We start from the raw sequence: 18,156 nt of genomic DNA, 5'->3' as shown, positions 1-18,156 counted from the left end.
GTTTACTTCCGTTCGCGCACCTTGCCGAAGACCTGCTCGACCGTGCCATTCTCAAAGGTGATGGTCAGTCCACCGGTGGGGATCTTCTTCATGTCGGAGGTGGGCCAGCCCAGCTCGCCCTGCTCCCAGCCCTTCTTGCCCCAGTGGTCGAAGATTTCGCCGTAGTAGATGACGTGGGCGCCGGTCTTCGGGGACCAGTAGATGTTGCCCTTCTCGAACTCCTGGAAGAAGCCGCCGTTGATCTTGCGCTCATTCGACTTCGGGAAGCCCAGGTCGGAGCGGGCAGCACCCATTTCGCCGTACTTCGCGCCGATAGCGCCGAAGACCTGGTAGTGGCCCTTATTGTCCGGGTTGCGGGTCAGGTAGCCCTTCTCGAACTTCTGCAGGTACCCGCCGCCGACAGCCTGTGCCTCCTCGACCGGGTAGCCGAGGTGGCCGCGCTCGTAGCCGGACTTGCCCCACTCGGCGAACATGTCGCCCGGGATGGCCTGCGCGCCAGTCTGCGGGGTCCAGTAAATGGAGCCGCGTTCGAAGTGGACGAAGCGGCCCTTGCCGTCCGGCGTCTTCAGCTCGCCAGTCTTCGGGAAGCCGAGCCAACCTGCCGGGCCCGACAGTGCGTTGTACTTAGCCAGGATCGAGCCGAAGAGCACTTGCGCGCCGGTCTCCGGGGACCAGAACGCGGAACCGTTGCGGAACTCCTGAGCCTTGCCCTTGCCGCCGGCGACGTCGTATTCGTTGTTCACGCAGGAACCCACCGCTCCGTTCTTCGTCGCTTCAGCGATGGCGCCGACCGCGTTGCACTCCGCGCCGCGGTCGCCCTCGGGGACGTTCAGCGCGTTCGCCATGAACGGCCACGCCTGCGTCATCTCGTACTGCCAGTACTCCCAGGAGTGGACACCGGACGGACGGTAACGGGTAATGATCGGCACGTTCGCCTTCTTTGCGTAACGCTCAAAGGTCTGGGTGGACATGCGCGAGATGACCTCCAGGCCCACGCCCGCCGGGACAGCCGGGCCCTTTGCCACCGAGTCCGGCTGGCCGTAGTCATCCTGGCCAGAACCAGCGGAGACGTAGACGGTCTTGCCGCGCAGGTTCTCAATGCCCAGCTTCGGGTCGTGGTCGATCCAGTCCTGGGAACCGATCGGGCCCCACATGGCCTCAGAGTTGTAGCCGCCGGCATCCATCTGCGCGGCCTTGATGGCCGTCGGCATACCGGTCGTGGTGGTGTCCAGGTAGCCGGAGAAGGAACCGACGAAGTTGAACAGGTGCGGGTTACGCTCCGCCAGGTTCATCGCGGCGGTACCGCCCATGGACAGGCCGACAACAGCGCGGGAACCGTTGGAGCGGAACTCGTTATCCAACACCGGAACGAGCTCCTTGGTCAGGAACGTCTCCCACTTGTAGTGCTTGCCGTTGTCCGCCTTCTGCCAGTCGGAGTAGAAGGAGGACTCGCCGCCCACCGGCAGGACCACGTTGACGTTCTTGTCGGCGTAGAACTGCTCGATGTTCGTCTCAATGGTCCAGCCGGACTCATCCTCGCGTGCACGCAGACCATCAAGTGCCCACACCTCCGGGAACTTCGCCTGGGGGTTGGAGTGCCAGTCGCGGGCGAGCAGGATCTGCACCTGGATCGGCTTATCCGGCATCGCGGCGGACTTGATGTACACAGCCACGCGGCGCTGGGTGAGCCACTCGATGCGGTCCACGGACACACCCTCCGGCAGGCCTTCAACCTGCGGGTTGTTGTCCACCTCAATGGGGGTGCGCGGCGGCGGATCGGACGGACGGATGCCGTCGGAAATGCCGCGGCCCGACGACATGGCAGAAGACAGGTCGGAGGCGTTCTGCGCTTCGGCAGGAACGACGGCGATTCCGGCAGCGATGACGGTTGGTGCAGCGATGGCCGCCAGGAGCTGGCCCTTAGAAAGCTTGCGCATGTGGTTGAACCCTTAAATCTCGGATGACGAAAAGACCGGTTCAGCTCACCACCCCAGGAGTTTCCCCTCTCCCAGGCCGGGCCTCGGTTTCTGTGACAGAGTTTAAGTTTAACTTGAGACTTTAGGTCAGTGACACGCCGAGTGTCCACGACCTAATCGTGATGCTACAACAAAGCCCCTGGGCGAGGATCTTCCCAGGGGCCGTGTTGTGCCGGTGCCGTGATTACCAGGCGTTCATGTGGTTCAGCACACGACCCTTGGTCTTGTACAGCTGGCTACCGAACTGGTCCCAGTTGTGCAGACCGTTCGGCGGGTAATCCGAGGTGACGTTCAGGCCCTCGGCTCGAGCCTTCGCCTCCCATACGCGGGTGGTCACCATTGCACCGAACTCCAGGCCGGCACCCGCCAGCTTCTGGTCATTCGGGTACTTCGCGTCCTGCGGTCCCGGGATGCCCGGTCCGGCGGAGATGTAGATGTCCTTGCCGCGCAGACCGTTCATGTTCAAGAACGGGTCGTTAGCGAAGCGCTCCGGGTTGACCATGGAACCGTGCATAGCGTTGAGGTTGTACCCGCCAGCGTCGAGCAGCGCCACACGCAGCATGGTCTGCATGCCCGGCAGCGTCGTGGTCAGGTAGCCGGAGAAGGACAGGACCTGGCGGAACTGCTGCGGGTTCTTCGCCGCAAGGTTCATCGCCGCGGTACCACCCATGGACAGGCCGATGACGGAGTTGTTCGTCGGGGAGACACCGAAGTGGCGCTGCAGGTAGCCCGGCAGCTCACGGGTCAGGAAGGTCTCCCACTTGTAGGGCTTGCCGCCCCCGTACTTCGGGTCGTACTGCCAGTCAGCGTAGAAGGAGCCCTCGCCGCCGATCGGCATGACCAGCGTGATGTTGGCGTTCTCGTAGACAGCCGCAGCATTGACGTCGTTCAGCCAAGCGTTCGTCTGCTCGGTCGCACGCAGGCCGTCGAGCAGGTACAGGCCAGCGTTGCCGCCGCGGGCAGCCGGGCGGATCTGCACCGGAATGTTACGGCCCATGGCCGGGGAGTACACGTCGCAGCGCTGCACCCAGTACTTCACCGGGTCCCACGTGCAGTGGCCGGTTGCGTCGGGGCGCAGCCAACCGCGCGGGTTCGCGTCAGCCTCGGGGGTGGCAACGAGCAGCATCATCGCGGCAGCGAATGCCGTGACAAGCGCCACCACAGCGCGGCGCACGGAAAGAGTCGCGTTCATCGGTTCACCAATCACTAGAAAAAATCAGGATGACTCAATTGAGTTCATCGTTCATCGTGATCGATATGTTATCAACCGGTTACCTACTGTTCCAGCCGTGCCGTTGGCCAGAAGATCCGCGGCCCCTGCAAACCCACATCCTCACCTGCGACGATGCGGTCCAGAGTTTCCTGATCCAGGTACACCTTCGGGTCATCGCTCACTTCCAGAGTGCGTCCGTTTCTTAAAGAATACGCCATATTCTTCAAAAAACGCTTTGGACTCATCGGTTCACGCGACGTCGCCAAGAGTTCATTGAGCTCAGGCGTCCGCAGCGCAGCTCGTGCCTGCATCACCGTTTGTTTATCGACGTAATCCGGCATCCCTTCTTCCCCCACAGCCGAATCCGCCAACTGCCAGTGAAGAGGCAGGTTCTTGTCATGTCCGATGCGTCCGTCCGGGTCGCGCGGCTGGCGGGCGCCCAGCGGGGTGGCCAGGCCGACCGAGTCGAGCACACGCACGTCGAGCGGGGCATTCGCCGATATCATGCCCAGGTTGATCAGGTACGCCGTGGTCGGGATGTCCTGCAGGTCAGTGTCCGCTGTCGTGCGGGCGCGCGGCACCCACGTGTAGTGGCGGGAGTTGTCGTCGAAGCGGATGATGGTCAGCGCACCGGAGTTTTGCCGCCGCGACTCTTCCAGGCCTTCCGGCCAGCCGTTGAGCAAGTCCGCGACGAGGAAGTCCTCCGCATACCGCGGCGGATCACCGGATTCACGCATCATTGCGGCCGTCCAGAACTCGCGCTCGTCCACGACGACGAGGTTTTCCGGGCTCTCCACGAAGACTTCGAAGCCGAGGTCATGGCCGCGGTAGACGACAATGCCCGCCCAAACCACCAGGGCACCCAGCCCGATTCCACTGACCAAGGTGGCAGGCACTGCCATGACGGGCAGCAGCAACGCGAACAGGGGCAACAACACCATGCGCCCGTGCATGAAGTCGCCGCCGACGCGCATGACGTACAGCATGTGCAACAGCCCGCACACGAGAACAAGCCCGACTACGACGACCTCGCGCGACTGCAACCGCAGGCCGAACCACACGCCGAGCGCCACCGCACCGATCAGCGGCAGCCACAGCGCATATGGCTGCACCGTGTCCCACACGTACGCAGCACCGCTCCCCCACGCTGAGTCCGACGCTGACTTCGCCACCGCGGTATGCGGAGTGAGCAGACCGTAATAGCCCATGCGGAAGATCTGGTACGCAGCGGGCACCGGAAGGGCCGCCGCGAGAATGCCGCCAATGCGCCGCCAATCCCGCCAGGAGAAGAACAACAGCACCAGTCCGGTCAATCCGCCGTAGAGCGCGAGCTCCGGCCTGACCAACCACGACAGTCCTGCCCAGAAGGCCAGCCAGTACACCACACGGGTGTCAGGCTGTTTCGCCCATCCAACGAGCAGCGCCCACCACACGCCGATCCACGCCAGGGACAACCCCCACTCCAAACCGGAGGTGGCAAAGTCTCGGGCCGGGGGCAACGCCAGGTAGATAATGATGCCGAACGGCAGCACTGTGTGCCCCCACAATCGGCCCGATGCCCACGTCGCACTCGCAGCGGCGGTCACGGTGAAGATGAGGGCCAACCACATCGAGACGTCTTCGAGCCGCACGCCAGGGATCCAGCCGAAGGCGGCGATGAGGTACTGCCACAGTGTTGACGTGTTGGCCTCCACGCGTTCCCCGACGTTGAACACCGGTCCGTTTCCGGCCAGGATGTTGCGGACTGTGCGCAGGACAATCAGCCCGTCATCACTCATCCAGCGGCGGGTCCATCCACCCCAAAATGCGAAAACGCCCGCTATCGCTGCGGAAACGAGCAGGGAGAGGCGGGCACGATCATGCATGGCCGTGATTTTATCCTGCGGGTGGGGCTACGAGAACGCAGGCACGATGTAGACCGCCATGGCGATTGTCAGGATCCACAGCACTCCTAGCGCCTGGAGGACGCGGTCCTCTAGCACGATCTCATCAGGTGCGCCGCCGTTGCCGCTGTCCACTTCCGCGGCGTAGCGCAGGATCGCGATGATGAACGGCACCATCGAGATCTGGTACCACAAGCCCTGCTCCGGAGGGACACCGTTGGAGAGAGTGAAGCCCCACAGTGCGTAGGACATGACCACGGCAGTTGCAGACAGCGTCCACACAAAGCGCAGGTACGTCTGGGTGTAGCCCTGCAGAGACTTGCGGATCTTGGCTCCAGTCTGCTCCGCAAGCAGCAGCTCCGCGTAGCGCTTACCGGACGCCATGAACAGCGAACCGAAGGCGGCGACGAGCAGGAACCACTGCGACAGGTCGATGCCAGCAGCCACACCGCCGGCCATGGCGCGCAGCATGAATCCGGAGGACACCAGCGCGATGTCGATCACCGGGATGTGCTTCCATCCGAAGCAGTAGCCGAGCTGCAGCGCAATGTACACGCCGACCACAGCTGCCAGCGCAATACCGTCGGTGGCCAGGAAGGACAGGCCAACGGCCAGCGCAATGAGCACGACCGACATGCCGTACGCGAGACCGATCGGCAGCATGCCCGAGGCGATCGGGCGGTAGCGCTTCGTGGGGTGCTCGCGGTCAGACTCGACATCGCGGGCGTCGTTGACCAAGTAGATGGAGGATGCCGCGAAGCAGAACGTGATGAAGGCCAGCAGGATGTCGACGGCCGTCCGCGAGGTGAAAGAGTCCAGCCCCGCCGCCAGCGGCGCCGCCACGACAAGGACGTTCTTGACCCACTGCTTCGGACGCAGACCTTTGATCATCGCGTCCGGGAGGTTCTTCGGCGGATTCTTCTTCCGGTTGTAGTCCACGCCCTCGGTGTGGGGCTCGGACTTCAGGAACGGCTCATCAACTGGCTCAGTCACGGGTGTCCCTCTCAATGTTGATCGCGGCGCGGGCCACCCCGGTACCCAGCAGGGCACCCACCAGGGTGTCCGTGGGGTAATGCACCCCCAAAACCATGCGGGAGGCCATCATAACGGGAATTCCGGCGTACGGAAGTTTCGACCCTGTGATGTCGGCCAAGTGCACCATCGCAGCGCTTGTCGACGTCGCATGCGACGACGGGAAGCTCAACTTCGACGGCGTACCCACACCGATTTTGACCCGCGGATCGTGCGGACGTCGGCGGCGCACGATGCGCTTGAGGATGACCGAGGTCGCGTGCGCCGTGAACGCGCCGGCCCCCATCGCGATCCACTGGCGGGATTTCTCGTGATCCGCCACGGCACCGACGGCTGCAACACCCATCCAGCCCAAAGCGTGCTCGCCGAACAAGCTCAACCCGCGGGCGACCGGAAGGACACCGGGGGCGTCGTAAAGCGCGTTTTGAAGCTCGCGGAGGATGTCTACTTCCGTCGAGTTCAACGAGTTATTGCTCATCGAAGATCTTCTTCCAGTTCTCATGGCTGGTCAGGTCAGGTTGGGCCGCACGGTAGGCGCGGGTCAGCTCCGGCCAGCGTTCATCAATCTCCTCACGGAGCTCGCGTTGCTGGTCAACGAGATCGTCCGCGAGCTTCTTATCGCGCTTGCGGAAGGCCACACCAGTGCCACCCGCGGTAGACACAGTGGCCGAGTCCACGCGGGACAGCGTGTACCAGCGGGCCTCCTCGGCCGTGAGGTTGAGCTGCGGGGCTTCCCAATGCGCGCGATCCTCCGGCTTGCGCATGTGCAGCAGGCTCTTGACCGCCCACGGAATCTTCTTCACCTTGGCCAGGCGGCCGCCGATCTTGTTCGTCGGCACACCCGGCGCACCCGTCGGCCCCGGCAGATCCGATGCGGACTCAATGACCTGTGCGTCCGAGTAGTCCTTGCGGATCGACTGGATGCGCGGCAGCGAGGACTCGAGAATCTCGAAGAGCTGGTCCGGGCCCTTGAGGAAGTCCTTCATCGCCTCGTTCTGGATCGCAATGGTCGAGTACTCCATGCACATGTAGTGCTTGAACGTGGACTTCGCCATGGACTTGAGCACCCCATCCGGCTCACCCTCGTGGTACAACGCGGCGACGATCAGGCGGTTGCGCAGGTGGAAGTACGCCTGCCAGTCGATCGCGTCATCCTTGTCAGCCCACGCCATGTGCCAGATGGCGGCGCCGGGCCAGGTGACCGTGGGAAAGCCCGCGCGGCCAGCGCGCAGCGAGTACTCCGTGTCATCCCACTTGATGAACAGCGGCAGCGGCAAGCCCATCTGCTCAGCCACTACGCGGGGGAACAGGCACATCCACCAGCCGTTGAACTCGACGTCGATACGCCTGTGCAGCGGCCGTGACGTCGTCTTCCGCGGGTCGAGATCCTCTTCCTCCGTGCCGACGTACCCCAGCGGGTACTTCGCAAAGTCGTGGTCGTACACGGCGTGCTCCGCCGCACCCCACATGAAGTCCCCGCGATTGACACGCTCGCCAGAGGTGCGCAACTGGCTGCGGTCCTGCAGGTTGAGCATCTGCCCGCCGACGAGAATCGGGCTCTTCGCGTACCGCGCCGCCTGCACCGCGCGCAGGATCGAATCCGGCTCAATCGCAATGTCGTCGTCCATGTACAGGATGAACGGCGCGTCAGTCTGGTTGAGCGCCTCATACATAATGCGCGAGTAGCCGCCCGATCCACCAAGGTTGCCCTGCGGGAAGATCTTCAACCGGCCCTGCAGGTTCTGTTCCGCTTGGGCGAAGTCCGGCTCATCCGCCGGGTGCTGGTTGCCCTGGTCCGGCATGAGCACATCCGTGATCGCGCCGAGCACCAGCGGATCCTCCGCCAGCGCGTGCAGTGCATTGACGGCGTCGCGGGGGCGGTTGAACGTCGGGATGCCCACCGCCACCTTCTTCTCGGAGGGGGCGATGGTGGTGCCGTCGGGAAGCGTCTGCTCCTGCGGTTCGCACGGCGCACACCAACCCGCGTTGCTTATCGACGCCTCCGACTCCGCGTTCACGTCAAACCACAACCATCCGCCATCTTCAAAGTTGGCGAGCTTCAGCGGAATCTCAACGCGCTCGTCCTGCGCCTCAACATTGACCACCGAGATGCGCGTGCCATCGTGCTTGGAGCGGTACACGGAAATTGTCGCCGCGCCCTCCACATCCATAGCCAAGACGACCTCGCTGAGCTGCGACCAGCGGCGCCAATAGCTCGCCGGGAACGCATTGAAGTACGTCTGGAACGAGACCTCTGCCCCCTCCGGCACAGCGACCCTGCTGCGATCCGGCCAGCTCACACGCTGCGTGTTGTGATCCGACTCGATCAGGTAGAGCATCCGCACATCATGCGGCTCACCCTTCCGCGGCAACAGGATGCGCTGCAGCACATCCACAGATTTGACGGATTTATCCTCGGGGTTTTCCACGGGACTCGCTTTCGTCTAGTTAACCAGTCGGCTTATCGACACCAGCGTAATCGTTCTGCCCGGTCGACTCCTCTCTTGGCGCGCGGTTGGCTGGGGGATTCCGTAAGGAATCTCAGGTTGAGGTGAGCTCGGCGCATAGCCGGTTCCTCAAACCCCAGAGGCGCCGCAGCGTGGACTTCCTCCGCAAAACCCCAGGGACTCCGCAATGCGGAGTGCAATCCGTCAGGCCCCGGAATACTGCTCGACCACATAAACCAAACCGCACGTTTTTGACCTGCACGTTTACTTGAGCAGTATTCCGGAAAACAGCGAGCAGTATTCTGGCCCTCACCGCGATGACTCCCTGTCGCCACGTCCAGTGCGAACCGCATTGAAACAGCAAGACACCTTCCAGGAAATGGAGACTACCCAGAGTTTTCAGCCACCGAGCGCAAGCGGGGCAGCTGGAGTACTTTTAAGGAAACGGGTGATATCGCCCAGCGAGTTTCAACGTCTCGAGTCAGCTCTTGGTTCCGGAGTTAACAATGTATGACTTCTTCAGATCAGATCCGTCGCTTACTCAATCCTTTGGCCAGTTCATGAGTCTGGTAATCAGCGCGCTTCTCGGTGGCTTAGTCTCTTGGGTGATTACTCGCCGTTTCGACAATCGCAATCGTGAGGAGCGGGAAGAATATGATGCTCGGTGGAAGCTGTTCCAGTACAAGTACATCATGTCTCAGAGCGCTGCCGACAAAGTAACGGGTTGGTACTACTACTTCCAGGGCTCTAACCAGCCCAATCAAGGCCTACAGTTAATCTTTGTCAACAGAACTGGTGCCGACGTATCCGGGCTTTCGGTTGGACCAAGCGCCTATTTTCCGGATGTCTCTTCTAATGACCCCTTTGATCCAGAGGTTGCTCGGGCTTGTCGTGAAGAACGAAAGACGCAGCGAGAGTGGAGCGAGAAATTGGTAATCATCGACCAGGATTCGAACGGCGAGTTTTTTCAAGTCGAGCCCAATGAGTGGAATGGCATTCCTGAGTACTACCTTCGAAGCGGCGGGGATGCAGTTCTAGATCTGGGTGAGCTAGATGAGGACGTTGATTGCGTTCGCCTGAAGTTCAATTACCCGAAAACTGCAGCTAAATATCATCAAGCAGGTATCACTAGCTTCCACGACGATTTCAAAATTTACGTCGATATCCCCATTCCCGTACATGAAACGATGCCGGATTTCAGGCCGTATTGAAGAAGGTTGAGCTACTACCCTACTAAGGTCTGGCGACAGTTAAATCGAAACAACTGTTGAGGGACAATCAACTACACCCGGCCAGAAATTCCGAAAGCCCCGCCGAAGCGGGGCCATTCGGGTGCTAACTCTTCGTTAGCTAGAGGGGGTTATGCGGCAAGCGCGGCGTCCGCGTACATAGCGGCGTCGAGGGTGCCGTCAGCGATTTTGGTGAGCTCCGCGATAGCGGCGCGCTCTGCGCGAACCGGGATCCACTTGGTCACCGTTGCACGGTCCATGTGCTCTGCCAGTGCCATTGCGAAGACTGCGTCGATGACGTCGGCGTCGACGGCACCGCCGAAGCGGGCGTGCAGGTCCTGGGAAATGTTCTTGATTGCGATCATGGCATCCTCCTTTCAAGTTTTTGCGATTGCCATGAAGTTGAATGTGTTCTGCCCGTGGAGGGGGACCTCCTCGGGCGAGGTTCAAAGTGAACTTCTCGTTCCCTCTGCGTTAACCTGCCGTTAACTTTAGCAGATAGTTGGTCAGCGTCAAGCTTTGGTTCATATCAACCTATTCTTACACCGTTTACCAGCATAAAAGACGCGACACGCCGAAGCGCATCGTTGCCCCATCAACCTTGTTCACCATGGGTTAACTTTGACGCGACCCAACAATCCGGTTTGTTAACCTGGCATTCGCATTTCAGGTCCCCGGCCCGGCGCAGTTGCCGTGTTAGTCTCCTTTTGTGTCGACAACGACCAGAAACCGCCTGGCCATAGCCCTGGAAGGCCCTCGTTGGGCCGTGCTTCTGTATGCAACCATGCTGTTCGCGCTCCTCCACGCGGCCGTGACCGTCCCCTTCCAAAATCCCGGCACTGACTTCACGCCGGTGTGGACTGCAGCACGCAAATATCTTGCTGGGCAGACGGTGTTCGCCTCGGACTACACGATCGACATGCCGCACTACCTGTACACGCCCGCCGGGACGGTGGTGATCGCCCCGATCGGCGTCTTCAGCGATGAGTCCACTGGCCGGTTAGTCATGCTGGCCCTTGGCGCACTGTGCATCATCGCGGCGCTGGCGTTAGCAACGTGGATGGTGGCCAAACGCCACTTCCATTACGTCTTCCCACTCATAGTGACGGTCGTGTTCTTCACCCCGGAACCGGTTCGCGCGACGTTGTCCCTGACAAACATCAATGGGTTCTTGCTGCTGCTCATGGTGGTGTTCGTCTGGTGCTCGTTGCGCCTGCGCGGGGCCAACTGGAAAGAGCATTTCACCCGCCCGGAAGCGTACGTGGCGGGCATCGTCGCAGGCTTGGCGATCTCTGTGAAACCGCAGTTCGGCGTGCTCATGATCATCTCGGTTCTGCTGTTCCAAGCAGCGGTGGTCGTTGTCGCCGCGGTCACCTGCGCGGCCCTGTTCGCTATTGGCTGGTTCACCATTGCACAGCCAGAGCTGTTTTTCACCAACCTGGTGCCTTATCTATCGGAGCCCCGCCCCCGCTTCAACGGCTCCGTCGCTGGCCTGGGCATCATGTTCGGCTGGCCGGAGTGGGTAGTCACGCTGCTGACACTGTTAGTTGTTGCGGCCACGCTCGCAGCCGTCGTCAAGCTCTGGCGCTGGCGAGATGTCGACGAGGTCATGTGGGCCTTCGTCACGCTTGGTGTCTGCTTCGCCGGTGGCTTCATGGCCAGCGGCTTACTGCAGACCTACTACTCGATCTGGCTGCTGCCGATGGTTCTCACCGTGGCCAGACCGCAATCCCCCATGCATTGGCCGGCGATGTGGCTGCTCATGTCGGTCATCTTCGCCAATCCGACGTGGCCATCCGACAGCCTGATCCTGCACTCGCTGCCGCCGCTGATGTTCCTGGCTCTCCCCTTCGTCGTCACGGCGTGGGCTTTTGCCACGCGACCATCTGCCCCGGAGATGCTAGAGCGTCACGTTCGCTAGCGATCACGAGCCGGTCGATCTCATCGAGCACCGCGTCGACGTCGGCGGGGTTATAGCGCCGCTCGCCGCGCGCTTTCTGCAGCTCTTCAGTCGCAGCTTGCAGGGCGATGCGTTGCAAATCAGCTGCGGCTTTCCGCGCGCGAGCAAATGCTTGACGACGTTCCTTCGCCCCCTCCGGATCCACCTGCCTCCTTTCGGCGAACTCGCCCAGCCACACCTGGACCATCTCATAAGACTCCGGCGCGAGCTCCGGGCCATGCTCCTGGATTGCCCGCCGTGCAGCCAAGTAGGCGCGTTGGTTGAGTTCGGCGTTGACCCGGTCGCCCTTCGCGTCGGGACCATTCTCGAGGTCCATTTGGCGCACCAGCCACGGCAGGAGCAACCCTGGAATGACCATGGTGAAGGTCAGCACGCTTAGGGCAATGACAGAGAACTCGTAGTGGTACTTGGTCGTGCCGGCTGGGATGGACAGTATTAACGCCAGGGTGACTAGGCCGCGCATGCCGGCCCAGGTCATGAGCAGCACCTCCTGCATGCGTAGCGGCGCGACGTCGGTGCGGTTCATCCGCTTTTTGAACTGGTACAGCACCCACATGCAGGCGAAACGCACCACGAAGGCAACGATGGAGAGAACGAGTCCGATGCCGACGGCTTGCCACACCATTGTTCCAGCGTCGTCAATCGCGTCGCGCACGCTCATCCCGATAAGGCCGAATGCGAGACCGGTGAACAGCAGCTCAATGGTCTCCCAGAAAGCGTTTCCGGAGAGGCGATCTTCGGCGGTGAACGACGCGCGGGAGCTCATTTCCACGGCCGCGATCACAATCGCGATGACACCCGAGGCGTGGATTTCCTCTGCCGCGATGAAGATCGCGAAGGGCAAGACCCACGTGAACGCTCTGCGGATCAGAGAATCGTGGACAGTATTGACGAACAACGCCGCCAAACGGCCGGCGATCAGTCCAACGATCACAGCCACGACAGCGGAGTAGAGGAATTTGAGCGCACCTTCACTGAAGTCCACGTCCCCACCTGCGACGAGCGCGGTGAGTGCGACATTGAACGCGACGATGGAGGCAGCGTCATTGAACAGGCCCTCAGTTTCCAACGTGCCGGTGATGCGTTTGGGGATGCCCGCCGAACCCGCCACCGCGTCGACAGCCACCGGGTCCGGAGGGGCGATCGCCGCAGCCAGCACCATTGCCGCAGCGAGGCCGATGCCCGGCATGAGCCACATCGCCGTGGCCGTCAATGCCGCGATGGTGAGAAAGACCAACATCACCGACATCACAAGCACCACATGCACTTGTGCGCGGATCATGCCCCAGCTCGTTCGGCGAGCAAGCGACCAGAGCAGCGGTGGAATGAAGATCGGCAAAATGAGATCTGTATCCAGGCTCACCGTCTGAATACCTGGAATGAACAGCACCGGCGCAACAACGATGGTCAACAGTGCAGACCACGGCAGCCCGGTGCGCTCACCGATCGCGGCGACGAGGGCAGTGGCAAGAAGGAGACCGATGATGGCAAGAAGGATGGTCACGCGCTCATGGTAGCGGAGGGGTGGGACACTCCAGGTTACCGCAGGTCACAGAGCCCACTTGGCATTCTGAAACGGTTTCACTTGGCATTCTGAAACGGTTTCACTTGGCGTTTCGAAATTTTGGACAGTTACACCTCGTCGAAGAACTCGACGGCCTCTCCGTCAATGACCTTCGACGGCACACCGATCTTGCCCTGCTCAATAATCTCTTTGTACCCCGCCAGGGTGTCGCGGTAGCTGAGGAACATCTTGAGGTTGCGGATGTCGGTGATGTCGAGCAGCACAGCGCCGCCGAACTGAGCCGGGTCAGCGTTGAACTGCTCGATGACGCTTGCGCAATGAGGGCACTGGTGGTGGACGAAAATTTCAGTCTGCGGTTCCATGCACCCGACGATAGTGAAAGGACGCTAGACGCCGAGGATCAAGCGCAGACCTTCGCGGAGGTCGCCGACAACCCGATCAGCCTCCGCTTCGTCAGCCCCCAGGTTGTCGATGGTCAAGCCGTTGACCAACGCCGTAATGAGCCGTGCTTTGCGCTCGGCGTTGTCCATGTCACCCAGCTCAGCCACGACTGCTTGCTGGAAATCGCGAAGCACTTGACTGTAAAGGTCGGCTATCCAGTCGCGCGTTGCTGACGCTGAGCCGTAGGTGACCCAGATCGCCGCGTCCTCGTGACGCTCGCCACCAAGGGGGAGTAACTCAGAGAGTCGGACAACCCAGGCCTCGAATTCATCGTTCGGGATTGGCGCCTCTTCCAGGCGTGCCGTCTGCCGCTGAATGGAGCGAATGAACGCGTGCGCCAGCAGGATCTCCTTGTTCGGGGCGTGGTATTGCACGGATCCCGCAGCGAGACCGGATTCTTTGGCCACTTCGCGCACGCTCACTGCGTCGAGGCCGCGGGAAGCGATGATCCTAATGGTCGCATCGGCGACGGCAGCGGACGATTCCGTGAACTGATGGTCCAGCGAAAAGTCATTCATGGTTGCACACAAGCTTAGTCTGTCGTACGTTCGTAAGGGATTAATACGCTCGTACGACAGAGAAGGTTTTCCACCATGCACTCCCTCATTCCGCTCGTTGGTTTGGCCCTGCTCGACAGCTTGAGCATCGGCACACTCGTCATCCCGTTGGCACTCATCGTCATGTGGCGGTCCGTGCGCGTGCCGGCACTGGCCGCGTACCTGCTCACCGTCGCAGCGGTGTACTTCGCGCTCGGAGTCGCCATGTTGCTGGGGTTCACCGGCCTGAGTTCGTATGTTGAACGGATCATCAATACCCCCGCCTTCCCCTGGATCACACTGATCCTCGGCGCGATTCTGGCCATCTACGGAATCTTCGGACCCGACCCGGTCAAACCTGCGCCGGGCGAACTGCCGAAGCAGTTGAACAAGCCGATCCGGACCAGCCTGCCCAAAATGATCGCCTTGGGTTTAGGAGCGTCACTGACGGAAGCGGCGACCATGCTGCCTTACATTGCGGCGATGGGAATCATCAGCGACTGGGATACGCCCATGGCAGGTCAGCTAGTAGGCATCGCCGCCTACTGCGGAGTGATGATCGCGCCGACGGTGATTCTGGCAATGATTGCCCTCGTGGCGGGGCAGAGGTTCTTCCCGCGCCTCGAGAAGGCCATCCCCCGCCTTCAGTACGAAGCCAAGGTGACTCTGCTGTGGATCGCAGCCATCGTCGGCATTTACATGGTCATCCACAGCGTGGGCGCTATCCGCTAGTGCCCGCGCGGCTGATCAATCGCCTTGCCGTCCTCGAAGTAGGGGCGAACGTGGTTGTCGAAGACGGACAGGGCCGCACCGATCGCCATGTGCATGTCCAAGTACTGGTAGGTGCCTAGGCGGCCACCGAAGAGGACCTTGTTGTCGCGGGATTCGGCGGCGAGATGTCGCGTGAAGTTGAACCTCGTTTCGGCATGCTTCAACACTGCTTCGAACCTCGATGCCCTCGAAAAGGCTTTAAAGTTTCACCCGTGGCCCGAAACCAATCCCATAACTCAACCGGTCACTACGCCATCGTCGCTAATTCACATACTTCGCCCACCGACGTTGGTTCAGCTGTACGCTGACTTGAGCAAGAAAGCGAACACGCTCGCGATATCTTTTGCGGCCCTGGTTTGCTCGCAAAGTAGGCTCACAGGTATGACTGCCACCCCCATCAAGGAATTCCAGGACACGCTGTGGAAAGCCGCCGATAAGCTGCGCGGCTCCATGGATGCCTCGCAATACAAGGACATCGTTCTTGGCCTCGTCTTCCTCAAGTACGTCACCGACGCCTTCGATGCCCGCCGCCAGGAGCTCCAAGCCGAGCTCGAAGTGGAGGGCGCAACCGAGGAGGAAATCCTCGAGGAGCTGGAGGACCGTGACGCCTACCTGGAAAAGAACGTGTTCTGGGTCGCCCCGGAAGCTCGCTGGGATTACCTGCAGCGCCACTCCAAAGGCAAGACCAGCGATGCTGGCGGCGAGTTCAAGGCGATCGGCAAGCTTATCGACGAAGCCGCAGAAACCCTCATGGCCAACAACCCCTCCCTGGAGGGCACCCTGCCGCACAACTACAACAGCGATAGCGTGGACCAGCGTCGCCTCGGAGAGCTCGTCGACCTTTTTAGCACCACCCGGTTCACCGCTGAAGGCCCCGAGCGCGCCCGCGATCTACTCGGCGAAGTGTACGAGTACTTCCTTGCCCGCTTCGCCTCCGCTGAGGGCAAGCGCGGCGGCGAATTCTACACCCCTCGCCCGGTGGTTCGCACACTCGTGGAAATCCTTGAGCCGACGGAAGGCCGCGTTTACGATCCCTGCTGCGGTTCCGGCGGCATGTTCGTCCAGGCGGAGAACTTCCTGGACACGCATGACAAGGATCCGTCCGCAATCGCGATCTATGGCCAGGAGCTCAACGAACGCACGTGGCGCATGGCCCGCATGAACCTCGCCATCCATGCCCTAAGCGCAAAGGGTCTCGGCGAGCGCTGGGGGGACACCTTCGCCCGCGACATCCACCCTGGTGTGGAGATGGATTACGTGCTGGCCAACCCGCCGTTCAACATCAAGGACTGGGTCCGCAACACCGACGACAAGCGCTGGATTTACGGCGTCCCGCCAGAGAAGAACGCGAACTTCGGTTGGATGCAACACATTATCTCCAAGCTCGGCCCCCAGGGCGAGGCAGGCGTGGTAATGGCCAACGGCACCATGACCTCAAACACCTCGGGTGAGGGCGAGATCCGCAAGAACATGCTCGTGGACGACATTGTCTCCTGCGTGATCACGCTGCCGGCTCAGCTTTTCCGGGCGACGGGCATTCCGGTATGCGTCTGGTTCTTTGCCAAGGACAAGGGCGCAGGGTCGAAGGGCTCCATCGATCGCCGCGGACAGTTCTTGCTTATCGACGCCCGCTCCCTCGGCCACATGGTCGACCGCAAAGAGCGAACCTTCTCCGACGAGGACATCCAAAAGATAGCGAACACGTTCCGGACATGGCGTGGCCGCTCAACTGCCGAAGGCGAGTACGAAGATGTCCCCGGCTTCTGCAAAGCGGTAACACTTGAGGAGATTCGCGAAGCGAATTACGCGCTTACTCCCGGCCGTTACGTCGGCTTCGCCGAGTCCGAGGAAGATGCCGAACCGATCGACGAGAAGATCTCACGACTGACCGCCGAGCTCACCGCAGCCCTGGACGAATCGGCTCATCTCGACACCGTTGTCCGCAAGCAGCTGGGGAGGTTGGGGTAATGGAATTGTTGAGGCTCAAAGATATAGGTGAAATTTATGACGGTCCTCATGCGACTCCCAAGCGAATTAGTACAGGGGATCTGCACTTCCTCAATATCAGTGGTCTTCAAAACGGTCGCTTAGACCTATCCACTGCTGATCGGATCTCTCCGAGCGATTTCGAAACCTGGACTAGACGCGTCCAGCCCAGACGAGACGACTTGCTCTTCTCGTACGAAACTCGGATCGGTGAAGCAGCACTGATGCCGGAGGGAATCTCTGCAGCGTTGGGGCGCCGAATGGCGTTGCTGAGGCCCGATAACAATATGGTCAATCCTCGCTATCTTCTCTACTTCTGGCTTAGCCCGAGATGGCAAGCATTTCTGCAGGAGCGAACGCTCTACGGAGCTACAGTTAATCGAATTCCTATTGGGGATATGCCGAACTGGCCCATTGCGCTACCGCCTTTAACAGAGCAAGTGAAGGTCAGCGGCGTCCTCGGCTCTATCGACGACAAAATCGCGGCAAACACCAGAGCAATTAACTCCTCCACCGCTTTAGCTGCAAAGATTGTGGAACGGGGAATGCAGTCGAACAACGTCCGATTAGGCGACGTAGCCCGGATAACCATGGGCACTTCTCCGAAAGGCGAGTATCTCAAGGAAGAAGTCGGCGGGCTGCCTTTTTATCAAGGTGTGCGAGACTTTGGTGAACTAACACCTCAGAAACGGGTTTTCACCGAGAACCCAGTACGAGAAGCGGAAACGGGAGACATCCTATTCGCGGTTCGTGCACCTGTAGGAGCAGTGAACGTCGCTTCCGAACCCACCGCAATCGGCCGCGGTTTAGCGGCAATTCGCGGCTCGGCTAACCACGTCGCCCTCTTCTACTTTCTCCGAGCTCACCCAGAGATTTGGAATACGCACCAAGACAATGGGACGGTCTTCGCCTCAATCAACAACACTGACCTTTCTAATGCACCCATCCCAGAGATTGAGATGGACCAGTCCCAGTTAAATCTTCTTACCGGGTTGCACAACCAGGCTCTGGTTCTCACGAAGCAAAATTTGATCCTCGCAAAAACCCGCGATGAGCTGCTACCGCACCTCATGAGTGGAAAGATCACTGTGAAGGAAGCGCAGCAGGTCACCGCTGCAGGCGTGGACATTGCAAGTGAAGAGAACGAGGCGTAGCAC

The 18,156-nt window shown here is 60.8% G+C and carries 15 protein-coding genes and 1 pseudogene; 5 read left to right on the top strand and 11 right to left on the bottom strand.

The features are described from left to right. Nucleotides 1-2: 2 nt before the first annotated feature. The 6 genes from KBX17_RS08695 to KBX17_RS08670 all read right to left on the bottom strand — a co-directional run bounded on the left by KBX17_RS08695 (nucleotide 3) and on the right by KBX17_RS08670 (nucleotide 8,533). Entirely contained in the window at nucleotides 3-1,937 is a 1,935-nt protein-coding gene (locus KBX17_RS08695) for an alpha/beta hydrolase-fold protein (protein ID WP_256019429.1), read from the bottom strand. Between the two features lie 223 nt (nucleotides 1,938-2,160). After that, nucleotides 2,161-3,168, bottom strand: coding sequence for an alpha/beta hydrolase family protein (locus KBX17_RS08690; protein ID WP_256003851.1), 1,008 nt, complete (start codon nucleotides 3,166-3,168; stop codon nucleotides 2,161-2,163). An 83-nt stretch (nucleotides 3,169-3,251) separates the two neighbouring features. After that, nucleotides 3,252-5,054, bottom strand: a complete 1,803-nt coding sequence (locus KBX17_RS08685; RefSeq protein WP_256019426.1) for a hypothetical protein — start codon at nucleotides 5,052-5,054, stop codon at nucleotides 3,252-3,254. Between the two features lie 27 nt (nucleotides 5,055-5,081). Next, entirely contained in the window at nucleotides 5,082-6,065 is a 984-nt protein-coding gene (locus tag KBX17_RS08680) for a decaprenyl-phosphate phosphoribosyltransferase (protein ID WP_256019424.1), read from the bottom strand. Continuing rightward, on the bottom strand, nucleotides 6,058-6,582 hold the full coding sequence (locus KBX17_RS08675) for a phosphatase PAP2 family protein (RefSeq protein ID WP_256019423.1): 525 nt from the start codon (nucleotides 6,580-6,582) through the stop codon (nucleotides 6,058-6,060). Before KBX17_RS08675 ends, KBX17_RS08680 begins: the two co-directional genes overlap by 8 nt. After that, nucleotides 6,572-8,533, bottom strand: coding sequence for a glycosyltransferase (locus KBX17_RS08670; RefSeq protein WP_256019421.1), 1,962 nt, complete (start codon nucleotides 8,531-8,533; stop codon nucleotides 6,572-6,574). Before KBX17_RS08670 ends, KBX17_RS08675 begins: the two co-directional genes overlap by 11 nt. A gap of 524 nt (nucleotides 8,534-9,057) precedes the next feature. Here KBX17_RS08670 and KBX17_RS08665 point away from each other — a divergent pair. Further along, nucleotides 9,058-9,762 carry a hypothetical protein gene (locus tag KBX17_RS08665; protein WP_256019419.1) on the top strand — a complete coding sequence of 235 codons (705 nt, stop codon included), beginning with the start codon at nucleotides 9,058-9,060 and terminating at the stop codon, nucleotides 9,760-9,762. A gap of 149 nt (nucleotides 9,763-9,911) precedes the next feature. Here KBX17_RS08665 and KBX17_RS08660 read toward each other — a convergent pair whose 3' ends face one another. Then, nucleotides 9,912-10,145, bottom strand: coding sequence for a three-helix bundle dimerization domain-containing protein (locus tag KBX17_RS08660; RefSeq protein ID WP_005288070.1), 234 nt, complete (start codon nucleotides 10,143-10,145; stop codon nucleotides 9,912-9,914). A 401-nt stretch (nucleotides 10,146-10,546) separates the two neighbouring features. Between KBX17_RS08660 and KBX17_RS08655 the strand changes: the two genes are divergently transcribed. Beyond that, complete coding sequence (locus tag KBX17_RS08655) at nucleotides 10,547-11,701, top strand: glycosyltransferase family 87 protein (RefSeq protein WP_256019418.1); 1,155 nt, start codon at nucleotides 10,547-10,549, stop codon at nucleotides 11,699-11,701. On the opposite strand, the gene KBX17_RS08650 is transcribed toward KBX17_RS08655, so the two are convergent. The 3 genes from KBX17_RS08650 to KBX17_RS08640 all read right to left on the bottom strand — a co-directional run bounded on the left by KBX17_RS08650 (nucleotide 11,637) and on the right by KBX17_RS08640 (nucleotide 14,224). Next, complete coding sequence (locus KBX17_RS08650; RefSeq protein WP_256019416.1) at nucleotides 11,637-13,244, bottom strand: sodium:proton antiporter; 1,608 nt, start codon at nucleotides 13,242-13,244, stop codon at nucleotides 11,637-11,639. The two genes, KBX17_RS08655 and KBX17_RS08650, sit on opposite strands and share 65 nt — an antisense overlap. A gap of 128 nt (nucleotides 13,245-13,372) precedes the next feature. Beyond that, nucleotides 13,373-13,627 carry a hypothetical protein gene (locus KBX17_RS08645; protein ID WP_256019415.1) on the bottom strand — a complete coding sequence of 85 codons (255 nt, stop codon included), beginning with the start codon at nucleotides 13,625-13,627 and terminating at the stop codon, nucleotides 13,373-13,375. A 24-nt stretch (nucleotides 13,628-13,651) separates the two neighbouring features. Next, the gene (locus KBX17_RS08640; protein ID WP_256019413.1) at nucleotides 13,652-14,224 is read right to left on the bottom strand and encodes a TetR/AcrR family transcriptional regulator; all 573 of its coding nucleotides are present in this window, start codon (nucleotides 14,222-14,224) and stop codon (nucleotides 13,652-13,654) included. 75 nt (nucleotides 14,225-14,299) lie between these two features. Here KBX17_RS08640 and KBX17_RS08635 point away from each other — a divergent pair, with 75 nt between their 5' ends. Continuing rightward, nucleotides 14,300-14,974: a GAP family protein gene (locus KBX17_RS08635; RefSeq protein WP_256019412.1), complete on the top strand. Its 675-nt coding sequence runs from the start codon at nucleotides 14,300-14,302 to the stop codon at nucleotides 14,972-14,974. On the opposite strand, the pseudogene KBX17_RS08630 reads toward KBX17_RS08635, so the two are convergent. After that, a pseudogene (locus tag KBX17_RS08630) lies at nucleotides 14,971-15,135 on the bottom strand (UDP-galactopyranose mutase); the annotation flags it as partial. The gene KBX17_RS08635 and the pseudogene KBX17_RS08630 overlap by 4 nt on opposite strands. Nucleotides 15,136-15,394: 259 nt before the next feature. Between KBX17_RS08630 and KBX17_RS08625 the strand changes: the two are divergent. Together KBX17_RS08625 and KBX17_RS08620 are read left to right on the top strand one after the other, a co-directional pair. Next, nucleotides 15,395-16,981, top strand: coding sequence for a class I SAM-dependent DNA methyltransferase (locus KBX17_RS08625; protein ID WP_256019410.1), 1,587 nt, complete (start codon nucleotides 15,395-15,397; stop codon nucleotides 16,979-16,981). Beyond that, nucleotides 16,981-18,153, top strand: coding sequence for a restriction endonuclease subunit S (locus tag KBX17_RS08620; RefSeq protein ID WP_256019409.1), 1,173 nt, complete (start codon nucleotides 16,981-16,983; stop codon nucleotides 18,151-18,153). The genes KBX17_RS08625 and KBX17_RS08620 overlap by 1 nt, the downstream gene beginning before the upstream one ends. Nucleotides 18,154-18,156: the final 3 nt, after the last annotated feature.

It is taken from the genome of Corynebacterium sp. CCUG 65737, assembly GCF_024454115.1.
In the GTDB taxonomy this organism is placed as follows: Bacteria; Actinomycetota; Actinomycetes; order Mycobacteriales; family Mycobacteriaceae; genus Corynebacterium; species Corynebacterium genitalium.
The sequence above is the reverse complement of the archived record's forward strand: the minus strand, read 5'-3'. Positions and strand labels throughout refer to the sequence as shown.